Here is a 12,528-nt window from a genome sequence, read left to right as displayed (position 1 = left end):
CGGAGGCCGCTGGAATCACTCTCGGACCGCGGGATCCCTCAGCGGCTTCGGCGGATACGCGTTCAGCACCAGCGACGTCGTCACCGGCCCGTGCCGGGCGAACGCGTCGACGATCTCCTCCAGCCGGCCCGCCCGCGGCACATGGACGTCGAGGATCAGGCAGTCCTCCCCCGTGACCCGCAGCACCGACGTGACCTCCGGGGTGCGGGAGGCCAGGTCCAGGGCTCGGGGGAGCTGGGCGTGCGAGGTGCGGAGGCGGATGATCGCGTGGATCGTCAGGCCCAGGGCGGCCGGGTCGACGGTCGCGCGGTAGCCCGTGATGACGCCGGATTTCTCCAGGCGCTGGATACGGGCGCTCGCCGCCGGCTGCGAGAGGCCGACGCGGCGGCCCACCTCGGCGCCCGTGAGGCGGCCCTCGGTCTGGAGCAGGGTGAGGATGTCCCGGTCGATGCGGTCGAGTGATTCCATCGTTCCCCCTGCCATGTGCTTAGAGATCACTTGCGGCGCTTCCGCCTCCCCGCCGGCGTCACGCACGATCGGATGGGTCACCCCCGGCAGCGAAGGAAGGAACGCCCGTGGTCGCGTACGTCATCATCCCCGGCATCGACGGCTCCGACGAGCGGCACTGGCAGACGCTGTGGGAACGCGAGTGGGGCGACCGCGCGGTGCGGATCGCCCCCCGCTCCTGGTCCCAGCCCGGGCTCCCCGACTGGATCGACGCCGTCCGCAAGGCGTACGCCACCGCCGCCCGCCGCGACCCCCGGGTGGTGCTGGTCGCCCACAGCCTGGGCTGCTGGGCGGCGTCCGCCTGTCTGGCACTGGGCACCCCGGCGGCCGGCGCCCTCCTGGTGGCGCCGCCGGACCCGCGGGGACCGGCGTTCCCCGACCGCGCGACGACGTTCCGCGCGCTGACGGCGGAGCAACTGCCGTGCCCGGCGGTCCTCGTCTCCAGCACCGACGACCCGTACTGCACACCGGACCGGTCCGCCGGCTTCGCCGCCCGCTGGGGCGCCCGCCACCACGAACCCGGCGCGTACGGCCACCTCAACTCCGCGAGCGGACTGGGGAGCTGGCCGTACGGCCGTGAAGTACTGCCGGGCTAGGCCTGCTTGACCATCAGCGGCAGCAGCTTCTTGCCCGTCGGACCGATCTGAATGGACGTGTCCATGGCAGGGCACACCCCGCAATCGAAGCACGGCGTCCACCGGCAGTCCTCGACCTCCGACTCGTCGAGGGCGTCCTGCCAGTCCTCCCAGAGCCAGTCCTTGTCGAGGCCCGAGTCCAGGTGGTCCCAGGGCAGGACCTCCTCGTACGTGCGCTCGCGCGTCGTGTACCAGTCGACGTCCACGCCCTGCGCGGGCAGCGTCGCCTCGGCGCAGCGCATCCAGCGGTCGTACGAGAAGAACTCGCGCCAGCCGTCGAAGCGGCCGCCGTCCTCGTACACCGCGCGGATGACGGCGCCGACGCGGCGGTCGCCGCGGGAGAGGAGGCCCTCGACGATGCCGGGCTTGCCGTCGTGGTAGCGGAAGCCGATGGAGCGGCCGTACTTCTTGTCGCCGCGGATCTTCTCGCGGAGCTTCAGCAGCCGGGCGTCGGTCTCCTCGGCGGAGAGCTGCGGGGCCCACTGGAAGGGGGTGTGGGGCTTGGGGACGAAGCCGCCGATGGAGACGGTGCAGCGGATGTCGTTGGAGCCGGAGACCTCGCGGCCCTTGGCGATGACCTTGACGGCCATGTCGGCGATCTGCAGGACGTCGTCGTCGGTCTCGGTGGGCAGGCCGCACATGAAGTACAGCTTCACCTGGCGCCAGCCGTTGCCGTAGGCGGTGGCGACGGTGCGGATCAGGTCGTCCTCGGAGACCATCTTGTTGATGACCTTGCGGATCCGCTCCGAGCCGCCCTCGGGGGCGAAGGTCAGGCCCGAGCGGCGGCCGTTGCGGGTGAGCTCGTTGGCGAGGTCGATGTTGAAGGCGTCGACGCGGGTGGAGGGGAGGGACAGGCCGATCTTGTCCTCCTCGTACCGGTCGGCGAGACCCTTGGCGATGTCGCCGATCTCGCTGTGGTCGGCGGAGGAGAGCGAGAGGAGGCCGACCTCCTCGAAGCCGGTCGCCTTCAGGCCCTTGTCGACCATCTCGCCGATGCCGGTGATGCTGCGCTCGCGGACCGGGCGGGTGATCATGCCGGCCTGGCAGAAGCGGCAGCCGCGGGTGCAGCCGCGGAAAATCTCCACGGACATCCGCTCGTGCACGGTCTCGGCGAGGGGGACGAGGGGCTGCTTGGGGTACGGCCACTCGTCGAGGTCCATCACGGTGTGCTTGGACACGCGCCACGGCACGCCGGAGCGGTTGGGCACGACGCGGCCGATGCGGCCGTCGGGGAGGTACTCGACGTCGTAGAAGCGCGGCACGTACACGCTGCCGGTCTTCGCCAGCCGCAGCAGCAGCTCGTCGCGGCCCCCCGGGCGCCCGGCGGCCTTCCAGGCGCGGACGATGTCCGTGATCTCCAGCACCGCCTGCTCGCCGTCGCCGATGACGGCGCAGTCGATGAAGTCGGCGATGGGCTCCGGGTTGAACGCGGCGTGTCCGCCGGCCAGCACGACCGGCTCGTCCGGGCCGCGGTCGGCGGCGTTCAGCGAGATGCCGGCGAGGTCGAGCGCGGTGAGCATGTTGGTGTAGCCGAGCTCGGTGGAGAAGCTGAGGCCGAACACGTCGAACGCCTTCACCGGACGGTGGCCGTCCACGGTGAACTGCGGCACGTCGTGCTTGCGCATCAGGTCCTCGAGGTCGGGCCAGACGCTGTAGGTGCGCTCGGCCAGGACGCCCTCGCGCTCGTTGAGCACCTCGTAGAGGATCATGACGCCCTGGTTGGGCAGGCCGACCTCGTACGCGTCGGGGTACATGAGCGCCCAGCGCACGTCGCACTCGTCCCATGGCTTGACGGTCGAGTTGAGCTCGCCGCCGACGTACTGGATGGGCTTCTGCACATGCGGGAGCAGAGCCTCCAGCTGCGGGAAGACGCTTGTCACAGGCATGGGGGATTCCTCGCGGGATACGTGAAGGTGACCATCCAGCCTACCCCGGACGGGGCCCCGGATTCTCAGTCGATTACGGCGGGTGACGATACTTCCGCCCAGAGCGCCGGGAGCTCCCGTTCACGGTCGGCGGCGCGGGCCTCCTCGCGGCCGTAGAGGACGCCGTAGGTGAAGGCGCTCTCGCCGGCGGCGGCGGCCTGGGCCGCGATGTCGCGCAGGGCGTCGCGGGCGACGACGCTGTCCTGGTGGTCGCCGAGCAGCTCCTGGAGGCCGGTCATGTCCTTCACGAAGGACTTGGCGTCCTTGCCCAGCACCGGCCGGGCCAGCTCGGCGGCGTAGCGGGCGCGCTTGGCGCGTTTGCGCGCCTCGTGCATGGCCTCGCTGCGTTCGCCGCCGGCGGGCTCGGCGAGCGCGGTGTCGATGAGGGCGGCGACGCGGGCGAAGTCCTTGCCGATGGCGGCGGTGAGGACGTCCGCGGCGGGCTGTGCGGCGGCCTTGCGCAGGGGCGGGGCGGCGAGGAGGGCGTCGAGGGCGGCCAGCAGGTCGAGGTAGCGGCGGCTGTCCAGGACGGCGGTGATGTGGCGGCGCGAGCCCTGGCGGCGGGCGGTGGACCAGGTGCGGATACGGCCGCGGACGGGGCCGGTGACCAGGTGGCGGGGGAGGTCCTCGACGCCGGCGCGGATGCGTTCGGTGAGGACCTCGCGGTCGCGGTCGACGCCGAGTTCGGCGGCGAGCCATTTGAGCTCGGCGCCGATCGGGTCGGTGACGGTGCGGTCGAGGACCTTGCGGTACGACGTGAAGGCGCTGCGGGTGCGGCGGGTGGCGACGCGCATCTGGTGGACGGAGTCGGGCAGATCGCGGCGGACGGCGGCGTCGAGGCGGACGAGGGCGTCGGCCTGGGCCGTCAGGTAGGCGAGGACCACGGCGGCGGCGGTGCCGTCCTCGCCGGTGGCGCGGGGGAGTTCGGCGGGGGGTGCGGCGCCGGTCTCCGTCAGGGCGCGGGCGAGTTTGGAGGCGGAGCGGGCGGGCTTGAGGCCCGCCTTGCGGAGCTTCTTGCCGACGGCCGCGAGGACGGTCTCGTCCTGGTCGGGGGCCAGTTCGGCCTCCACCTCCGTCCAGGTCGCGGTGGGCGCGCCGGCGGTGAGGCGGTGGGCGGTGACGTGGTCGACGGAGACCTCGGCGAGCGGGGTGCCGTCGGCGGCGAGGAGGCGGCGGACGGCCCGGTCGGAGACGATCCTCACCTGCGGGACGAGGGGGAGGTCGCGGGTGCGGGAGCGGACGAGGGCGGTGAGGCGGCGCGGGAGTTCGTCGGCGAGGGGGACTTGGATCTCGTCGCGTACGCCGGGGGCGACGGGGAGTTTGAGGTGCCAGCCGGCGTCGGAGCCGCCGGTGCGGCGGCGCAGGGTGATGCCGGCCGCGGCGAGGCGGCGGTCGTCGGTGTCGTAGTACGTGGCGTCCAGGACGACGGGGTCCTCGGCCACCACGGTCCGTACGCCGGAGACTTTTGTGAGGTCGGGGAGTTTCTGGCCGTCGGCGGCCTCGTATTTGCGCTCGATCTCCCGCACTGTGTCCGCCATGAACCGAATCTATCCGGGCGAGCGCTCCAGTGGCAGGGGGGCGGAGAGGTTGGACCGGCCGCTTCCGCCCCGTTACTGTCTCCGGCACGCCAACTTTGGAGTGAACAGATGTCAACCGACACCGAGACGCTGCCGATAGTCCCGACGGCAGCGGACGACGACAGGGAAACCGGCGAGAAGGAGACCGGAGACAAGGCACCGGGCGGTCTGCGGCGCGGCGACACCGCCGTACTGGTCGTCCGGGTGGCGGTGGGAGCGGCCCTCGCCCTGCACGGGGCGCAGAAGCTCCTCGGCTGGTGGGACGGCCCCGGACGGGACGGTACGGAGCAGCTCCTCACGCAGGCTGGATATCCGCAGCCGGGGGTGCTGACCTGGGTGCTGTCCTGCGCCGAGACCGTCGGCGGGATCGGGCTGCTGCTCGGTGCGCTGACGCCCCTCGCGGCGGCGGCCGTGATCGGCGTGCTGATCAACGCCGTGGCCCTGAAGTGGGGCTTCGAGTGGCGCGGTCCGTGGTTCGAGAACGGCGCCGACGGCGTCGAGCCGGAGGTCGTGCTGGGCGCCGGAGCGCTGGCGGTGGCCCTGGCGGGCGCGGGACGGCTGTCCGTCGACAGCCTGATACCGGGGCTGAAGCGCGACACCCTCGCGTTCGGCCTGGCCGGCATCGTGGTCGGCGTACTCGCCGGAGCCGGCGTGCTGTGCTGGCGGGCGTTCGGCTGAGCAGGCGGTCCGGGGGCCCACCGGCCCCCGGACCCTCAGGCCGACATGGGCCGTTGCACCGCGATCGACTGCAGCAGCCCCACCGCGATCCACACGGCGAACATGGATGTCCCGCCGTACGACACGAACGGCAGCGGGAGTCCGGCGACCGGCATGATGCCCAGCGTCATCCCGATGTTCTCGAACGCCTGGAACGCGAACCACGACACGATCCCCGCCGCCACGACCGTCCCGTACAGCTCGCTCGCGTTGCGGGCGATGGCGCAGGCCCGCCACAGCACGGTGCCCAGCAGCAGCAGGATCAGCCCGGCGCCGACGAAACCCAGCTCCTCACCGGCGACGGTGAAGATGAAGTCCGTCTGCTGCTCCGGTACGAACTGCCCCGTGGTCTGGCTGCCCTTGCCGAGCCCGGTGCCCAGCAGCCCGCCGCCGCCGATGGCGATCCGCGCCTGGTTGGTGTTGTAGCCGACGCCGGCCGGGTCCAGCGCCGGGTTGGCGAACGCCGCGAACCGGTTGACCTGGTACTCGTCCAGCATCCCCAGCGACACGACGAGCACCGCGCCGGCCACGCCCGCGGCGACCAGCCCGATCACCCAGCGGTTGGAGGCGCCCGAGGCCATCAGCACGCCCAGGATGATGACGGTCATCACCATCACCGACCCCAGGTCGGGCATCAGTATCACGACGAGGATCGGCACCGCCGCCATGCCGAGGGCCTGCATCACCGTCCGGTGGTCGGGATGCTCGCGGTCGCCGGCGTCCACCCGGGCGGAGAGGATCATCGCCATCCCCAGGATGATGGTGATCTTCGTGAACTCCGAGGGCTGCATGGTGAATCCGCCGCCCAGGTCCAGCCACGCCCGGGAGCCGTTGATGGTCGCGCCCATCGGGGTGAGGACGAGGACGACCAGCACCAGCGACACGCCGTAGAGCACGGGCACGGCCCCGCGCAGGGTGCGGTGGCCGAGCCAGATGGTGCCGGCCATCAGGGCGATGCCGATCAGCGTGCTGATGACGTGCTTGGTGACGAAGGCGTACGGATCGTCGCCGACCAGCTCCTCCCGGCCCCGGGTGGCGGACCACACCAGGGCCGAGCCGATCCCGGACAGGGCGAGCGCGGCGAGCAGCAGCGGCCAGTCGAGGCGGCGGATCAGCGAGCCGGGCGCGGTGAGCTTGCTCCAGCCGGTCTGGTCGGGCCGGTAGCGGCGGACGTAGAAGCTGTCGGAGGACGAGGAGACGGTCACGGGCCCTGCACCGTCCCGTCGGCGGAGATCTTCGGCAGCGCCGACTGCGGCTTGGGCAGCAGCGCCTTCTTGTTGTTGATCGCGCCGTCCTCGGAGACGCCGTACATCGCGTTGTAGATCGCGCGTACCGCGGGGCCCGAGGCGCCGGAGCCCGTACCGCCCTGGGAGATCGTCATCACGATCGAGTAGTCCTTGGTGTACGTGGCGAACCAGGACGTCGTCTGCTTGCCGTAGACCTCGGCCGTACCCGTCTTGGCGTGCATCGGGATCTTGTCCTGCGGCCAGCCGCCGAACCTCCAGGCGGCGGTACCGCGGGTCGCGACTCCCGCGAGGGCCTGGTCTATGGCCTTGTACGTCTGGCGGTCGAAGGGCAGCTTGCCGCGCGGCTTCGGCTTGATCTCGGTGACCTTCTTGCCGTCGGGGCTGATGACGGCCTTGCCGATGCGCGGTTCGTACAGGGTGCCGCCGTTGCCGATGGCCGCGTAGATCGACGCCATCTGGAGGGGGGTGACGAGGGTGTCTCCCTGGCCGATGGAGAAGTTGACGGAGTCACCGGCGCGCATCTTCATGCCCTCGAGGCAGTTCTCGTACGACAGGCGCTGGACGTAGTCGCCGTTCTTCTTGCCGACCTTGCACCAGTAGTCCTTGTTGGCCTGCCAGAAGTCCCGCTTCCACCGGCGGTCGGGGATCCGGCCGCTGACCTCGTTCGGCAGGTCGATGCCGGTCTCCTTGCCGAGGCCGAACTGCTTGGCGGTCTTGTAGAACCAGTCCTTGGCGTTCTTCTTCGGCTTGTTGCCGCCGTCCTTGATCCACTGCTCGTGGGCGAGCCGGTAGAAGACGGTGTCGCAGGAGACCTCGAGGGCCTGGCCGAGCGAGATGCCGCCGTAGCTCGCGGACTCGAAGTTCTTGAAGACCTGGCCGCCGATGTTGTACGCGCTGGAGCAGTTGAACGGGCCGTCGAAGTCGTAGCCGGCGTTCACCGCGGCGGTCGTGGAGATCACCTTGAAGATGGAGCCGGGCGCCGCCTGGCCCTGGATGGCCCGGTTGAGGAGGGGAAAGTTGGCCTTCTTGCCGGTGAGCCTGGCGTACGCCTTCTCGTCGATGCCGCCGACCCAGACGTTCGGGTCGTACTCGGGGTTGGAGGCCATGGCCACCACGCGGCCCGTCTTGTTCTCCAGTACGACGACGGCGCCGGCGTCGGCCTCGTAGGTCCGCTCGGTGTTGCGGTCCCACTGGGTGCGGGCCACCTTCATCGCCTTGATGAGCTCGCGCTCGGCGACGGCCTGCACCCGGGAGTCGATGCTGGTGACGAGGGTGGAGCCGGCGACGCCGGGCTGGCCCTTCGCCTCTCCTATCACCCGCCCGAGCTTGTCGACCTGGTAGCGGCGTACGCCGGCCTGGCCGCGCAGCTCGCTGTCGTACGTGCGCTCGATGCCGGAGCGGCCGATCTGGTCGGTGCGCAGCAGGGGGTTCTTGCCGTCCTCGGCGTCCTTGATCTCCTCGTCGGTGACGGGCGAGAGGTAGCCGAGGACCTGGGAGGTGGTGGCGCCGCCGGGGGCGGCGTAGCGGCGGACGGCGGCGGGCTCGGCGGAGATGCCGGGGAAGTCCTCCTGGCGCTCGCGGATCTGCAGCGCCTGGCGGGCGGTGGCCTCGTCGGTGATCGGGATGGGCTGGTACGGGGAGCCGTTCCAGCAGGGCTTGGGCGTCTCGGAGTCGCAGAGCCGGACCCGGTTCATGACCTCTTTCGCGTCCATGCCCAGGATACCGGCGAGCCGGGTGAGGACGGCTTCGCCGTTGTCGTCCATCTTCATGAGGGCGGTGCGGGAGGCGGAGACGACGAGCCGGGTCTCGTTGTCGGCCAGGGGCACCCCGCGGGCGTCGAGGATCGAACCGCGTACGGCGGGCTCGATGACCTGCTGCACATGGTTGCCGGTGGCCTGGCTCTCGTACTCCTCACCGTTGCGGATCTGCAGGTACCAGAGGCGTCCGCCGAGGGTCAGCAGCAGCGACAGAACGAGGATCTGGATCGCGACCAGGCGGATGGTGACGCGCTGATTCCTGCCGGTGGCGGGGATGTTGGTCACAGCGCGACACCGCTCAGGAGCTGGATCGAATTGAGGGCCACGGAGTGAATCCGGCCGGATCCGCGCCGCCGCTCACGCGGGGGTCTGGGGGCTCGGCCCCCAGAAGACAGCAGCCTGCCGGTGGCGGGGATGTTGGTCACCGGGTGGTCCCTCCCCTTGGTACGTCGGCGGTCACAGGCGCTTGACTCCCTTGATCCGGCTGACCTTCACGTTCGATGTGCGCCTGCCGCCCAGCAGGCCCGTGCGCTGGCGCCCGATCAGCTGGCCGCCCCGGCGCCCGCGCAGCAGCGAGCCGCCGCGGGAGGACGAGCCGGAGGCGAGCCAGCGGTACGCCGCCTCGCCGGCGGAGGAGCCGGACTCGGCGCTCTCGCCGGTGACCTCGCGCTCCCCGCGGCGGGCCAGGGCCATCACCAGCGGGATGGTGAACGGGGCGAGGAGCAGGTCGTACAGCGTCGCCGTGGCGATCAGCGAGCCGAGGCCCACCCCGCGCGTGGCGCCGTCGGAGACCAGGGCGCCCACGCCCGCGTACAGGACGGTGGAGCCGACGGCGGCGCCGGCGACCACGAACAGCGGGCCGAGGGCGGATTTGACCTGGCCCTTCTCCGGCTTGATGAGGCCGGCGAAGTAGCCGATCACGGCGAGGACCAGCGCGTACCGGCCGACGGCGTGGTCGGCGGGCGGCGCGATGTCGGCGAGCAGCCCGGCGCCGAAGCCGACGAGGCTGCCGCCCACATGGCCGTACACCAGGGCGAGGCCGAGGACGACGAGGAGCATCAGGTCGGGGACGGCGCCCGGCAGATGGAGCCGGGCCAGCACGCTCACCTGGATGATCAGGGCGACGACGACCAGGGCGGCCGACAGGAGGACTCGGTTCACGCGCATGTCAGTTCCCGTCGTCTTCCGCTGCCGCCGCGGCGTTGGGGTCCGCGTTGGGGTCCGCGTTCGGATCCAGGCCCGGATCGGCGCCCGGGTCGGCCTGCTGACCGTCCGCGCCCTCCTGCCCCGGAGCCGGCGGCGTGACCGTGACGGTCACCGTCGGCGTCGGGGTGGGCTCCGGCTTGGGCGGCAGCACCATGTCGCGCGGATCGGTGCGCGGCGACTGGACGACGACGCCGACGATGTCGAGCCTGGTGAAGCTGGCGAACGGCTGGACGTACACCGTACGGGTCAGATCACCGCGGTTGGCCTCGACCCGGACGACCTTGCCGATCGGGACCCCGGCCACGAACGGCCGCCCCGCCGCGGACCCGAACGTCACCATCCGGTCCCCGGCCCTGACCTTCGCCTTGCCGTTGAGCAGCTGCACCTCGAGGGGCCGCTCCCCCTGGCCGGTGGCGAAGCCGAGCTCGTTCGTCTTCTCCAGCCGGGTGCCCACCGTGAAGTCGGGGTCGTTGGCGAGGAGCACCGTCGCCGTCGTCGGCCCGACGGTGGTGACCCGGCCGACGAGCCCGTCCCCGTTGAGCACCGTCATGTCCCGCTTGAGGCCGTCGCGCGACCCCGCGTCGATGGTCACCGTCCAGTTCAGCCCTTGCGCGGCTCCTATGGCGATGACCTGCGCGCCCTTGATGCCGTACTGCCCGGCGCCAGCGGTCTTCAGCAGTTTGTCGAGCTCCGCCGCCCGGGCCCGGTTGCGGTCGTCGCTGCCGAGGCGCTGGCGGAGCTCCGCGTTCTCCCGCTCCAGCTCGCTGAGCCGGCTGTGCCGGTCGCCGGAGTCCCGTACCGCCTCTATGGCGTTGCCCACCGGGTCGACGACTGTCGCGACCCCGTCCTCGATGGGCCCGAAGGCGGTGGCCGCACCACGCCTCGCCCCGTCGAGCGGCGACTGTTCCCCACCCCTGATGTCCACCGTGATCAGCGCGAGCGCGATGGTGACCAGCAGTACGAGCAGCAGCCGGCTCTCGCGTGTGTCCCTCACGAACCGTCCTCAGTACGTCCCTCGGATGTCCCCGACCCGGGTGTCCCCGGACCCTTGCGCGCCCCCGTGCCCGCGTCAGCGGCGCGGCGAGGCGTCCAGCACCTGCTGCAGCGCCTCGAACTCCTCGACGCACTTGCCGGAACCGAGCGCCACCGAGTCCAGGGGATCCTCGGCGATGTGGATGGGCATGCCCGTCTCGTGCCGCAGCCGCTCGTCCAGGCCCTTCAGCATGGCGCCGCCGCCGGTGAGCACGATGCCGCGGTCCATGATGTCGCCGGAGAGCTCGGGCGGGCACTTGTCGAGGGTCGTCTTGACCGCGTCGACGATGGCGTTGACCGGCTCCTCCATGGCCTTGCGGACCTCGGCGGAGGAGATCACGACGGTCTTCGGCAGTCCGCTGACGAGGTCGCGGCCACGGATCTCCGTGTGCTCCTCCTTGTCCGTCTCGTACGCCGAACCGATCGTGATCTTGATGTTCTCGGCGGTGCGCTCGCCGAGCAGGAGGCTGTACTCCTTCTTGATGTGCTGGATGATCGCGTTGTCGAGCTCGTCGCCGGCCACCCGGATGGACTGTGCCGTGACGATTCCTCCCAGCGAGATCACCGCGACCTCGGTGGTGCCGCCGCCGATGTCGACGACCATGTTGCCCGTCGCCTCGTGCACCGGGAGCCCGGAGCCGATGGCCGCCGCCATGGGCTCCTCGATGATGTGGACCTGACGGGCGCCGGCCTGCGTGGACGCCTCGATGACGGCGCGGCGCTCGACGCCGGTGATGCCGGAGGGGACGCAGACGACGACGCGGGGGCGGGCGAGATAGCGGCGCTTGTGGATCTTCAGGATGAAGTACCGCAGCATCCGCTCGGTGATCTCGAAGTCGGCGATGACGCCGTCCTTCAGCGGGCGCACCGCGACGATGTTGCCGGGGGTGCGGCCGATCATCTTCTTCGCCTCGGCGCCGACCGCGAGGATGCCGCCGGTGTTGGTGTTGATCGCCACCACGGAAGGCTCGTTGAGCACGATCCCCCGCCCTCTGACGTACACCAGCGTGTTGGCCGTCCCGAGGTCGACTGCCATGTCACGGCCGATGAACGACATGTTGCTCATGGGATACGTCTAGCCTTCCGAGCAGGGGGGTTTGGGGGGACTGGACGGGCGGACTCCGGGAGTACGGAGCAGCGCTCGTCTTCGTTCGGATTCGCCGGTACGGGCCATCGTAGTCTTGCCGAGCGCAGTCGGCAGCGAGGGTGTCTCCGCCAAATTCCGTACGTGTCGGAGTGGCGCCTTCCCCCGAACGGCCCCGCCATGCACGAGATCGCCGGGGACGTCCGCCGCCGCGGTGAAGATGCGTCAGATAATAAGCCCAGGTCAGACGGCCGTCTCCGGCTCCCTGCCAGGACGCCCGGCAGACACGGGCGTTCCGCTTGCCCGAGGCTCGCCCGCCGCGCTCAGGACGGCGGGATATTCACCTCGGGCAAGGGGCCGTTCAGGGGGTGGTCATCCGGATGCGGCGGGTCCGGCTGTCTCCGGCGTCAGGCGAGGCCGGGGAAGAAGAGCTTGATCTCCCGCTCGGCGGAGTCCTCGGAGTCCGACGCGTGGATCAGGTTCTCCCGCACGATGGAGCCGTAGTCGCCGCGGATGCTGCCGGGCGCGGCGGCGATCGGGTCGGTGGGGCCGGCGAGGGTACGCAGGCCCTCGATGACGCGCTCGCCCTCGACGACCATGGCCACGACCGGGCCGGAGGCCATGAACTCCACCAGCGGCTCGTAGAACGGCTTGCCCACGTGCTCGCCGTAGTGCTGCTCCAGCACGGAGCGCTCCAGCGTACGCAGCTCCAGCGCGACGAGCTTCCAGCCGGCCTTCCGCTCGATCCGGCCGATGATCTCGCCGGTCAGGCCCCGCCGGACGGAGTCGGGCTTGAGGAGGACGAGGCTGCGCTGGCTCACGGTGACGGCTCCTGAGGTGT

11 protein-coding genes are annotated in these 12,528 nt (G+C 71.1%); 2 read left to right on the top strand and 9 right to left on the bottom strand.

Going from position 1 to position 12,528, the window contains the following annotated elements; translation table 11 throughout:
- Positions 1-15: 15 nt before the first annotated feature.
- Entirely contained in the window at positions 16-468 is a 453-nt protein-coding gene (locus SRB5_RS29025; RefSeq protein ID WP_153456424.1) for an Lrp/AsnC family transcriptional regulator, read from the bottom strand.
- 107 nt (positions 469-575) lie between these two features.
- On the opposite strand from SRB5_RS29025, the gene SRB5_RS29020 reads away from it, so the two are divergent.
- A complete protein-coding gene (locus SRB5_RS29020; protein ID WP_323378670.1) occupies positions 576-1,103 on the top strand; it encodes an RBBP9/YdeN family alpha/beta hydrolase in 528 nt (175 codons plus the stop codon).
- On the opposite strand, the gene SRB5_RS29015 is transcribed toward SRB5_RS29020, so the two are convergent.
- Positions 1,100-3,028, bottom strand: coding sequence for a TIGR03960 family B12-binding radical SAM protein (locus SRB5_RS29015; RefSeq protein ID WP_153456423.1), 1,929 nt, complete (start codon positions 3,026-3,028; stop codon positions 1,100-1,102). The two genes, SRB5_RS29020 and SRB5_RS29015, sit on opposite strands and share 4 nt — an antisense overlap.
- Positions 3,029-3,093: 65 nt before the next feature.
- Complete coding sequence (locus SRB5_RS29010; RefSeq protein WP_153456422.1) at positions 3,094-4,605, bottom strand: CYTH and CHAD domain-containing protein; 1,512 nt, start codon at positions 4,603-4,605, stop codon at positions 3,094-3,096.
- A 108-nt stretch (positions 4,606-4,713) separates the two neighbouring features.
- On the opposite strand from SRB5_RS29010, the gene SRB5_RS29005 reads away from it, so the two are divergent.
- Positions 4,714-5,322 (top strand): DoxX family protein, encoded by a 609-nt coding sequence (locus tag SRB5_RS29005; protein WP_153456421.1) that lies wholly within the window; start codon positions 4,714-4,716, stop codon positions 5,320-5,322.
- Positions 5,323-5,357: 35 nt separating this feature from the next.
- Here SRB5_RS29005 and rodA read toward each other — a convergent pair whose 3' ends face one another.
- From rodA to ndk, 6 genes are all read right to left on the bottom strand, one after another.
- Positions 5,358-6,566, bottom strand: a complete 1,209-nt coding sequence (gene rodA / locus SRB5_RS29000) for a rod shape-determining protein RodA (RefSeq protein WP_323378669.1) — start codon at positions 6,564-6,566, stop codon at positions 5,358-5,360.
- Positions 6,563-8,650 (bottom strand): penicillin-binding protein 2, encoded by a 2,088-nt coding sequence (mrdA, locus tag SRB5_RS28995; protein ID WP_323378668.1) that lies wholly within the window; start codon positions 8,648-8,650, stop codon positions 6,563-6,565. The genes rodA and mrdA overlap by 4 nt, the downstream gene beginning before the upstream one ends.
- Positions 8,651-8,821: 171 nt before the next feature.
- On the bottom strand, positions 8,822-9,532 hold the full coding sequence (gene mreD / locus SRB5_RS28990; protein WP_153456420.1) for a rod shape-determining protein MreD: 711 nt from the start codon (positions 9,530-9,532) through the stop codon (positions 8,822-8,824).
- A 1-nt stretch (position 9,533) separates the two neighbouring features.
- The gene (mreC, locus tag SRB5_RS28985) at positions 9,534-10,565 is read right to left on the bottom strand and encodes a rod shape-determining protein MreC (RefSeq protein ID WP_323378667.1); all 1,032 of its coding nucleotides are present in this window, start codon (positions 10,563-10,565) and stop codon (positions 9,534-9,536) included.
- A 75-nt stretch (positions 10,566-10,640) separates the two neighbouring features.
- Complete coding sequence (locus SRB5_RS28980) at positions 10,641-11,660, bottom strand: rod shape-determining protein (RefSeq protein ID WP_153456450.1); 1,020 nt, start codon at positions 11,658-11,660, stop codon at positions 10,641-10,643.
- A 434-nt stretch (positions 11,661-12,094) separates the two neighbouring features.
- A complete protein-coding gene (gene ndk, locus SRB5_RS28975) occupies positions 12,095-12,508 on the bottom strand; it encodes a nucleoside-diphosphate kinase (RefSeq protein WP_323378666.1) in 414 nt (137 codons plus the stop codon).
- Positions 12,509-12,528: the final 20 nt, after the last annotated feature.

Source organism: Streptomyces smaragdinus (genome assembly GCF_009604385.1).
Lineage (GTDB): Bacteria > Actinomycetota > Actinomycetes > Streptomycetales > Streptomycetaceae > Streptomyces > Streptomyces smaragdinus.
This window is presented reverse-complemented; position numbering and strand designations above follow the sequence as displayed.

Excerpts from the sequence above, each read along its gene's own strand:
- SRB5_RS29025 (WP_153456424.1), bottom strand. The coding sequence starts at position 468 with ATGGAATCACTCGACCGCATCGACCGGGACATCCTCACCCTGCTCCAG.
- SRB5_RS29015 (WP_153456423.1), bottom strand. The coding sequence starts at position 3,028 with ATGCCTGTGACAAGCGTCTTCCCGCAGCTGGAGGCTCTGCTCCCGCAT.
- SRB5_RS29010 (WP_153456422.1), bottom strand. The coding sequence starts at position 4,605 with ATGGCGGACACAGTGCGGGAGATCGAGCGCAAATACGAGGCCGCCGAC.
- SRB5_RS29005 (WP_153456421.1), top strand. The coding sequence starts at position 4,714 with ATGTCAACCGACACCGAGACGCTGCCGATAGTCCCGACGGCAGCGGAC.
- mreD (WP_153456420.1), bottom strand. The coding sequence starts at position 9,532 with ATGCGCGTGAACCGAGTCCTCCTGTCGGCCGCCCTGGTCGTCGTCGCC.
- SRB5_RS28980 (WP_153456450.1), bottom strand. The coding sequence starts at position 11,660 with ATGTCGTTCATCGGCCGTGACATGGCAGTCGACCTCGGGACGGCCAAC.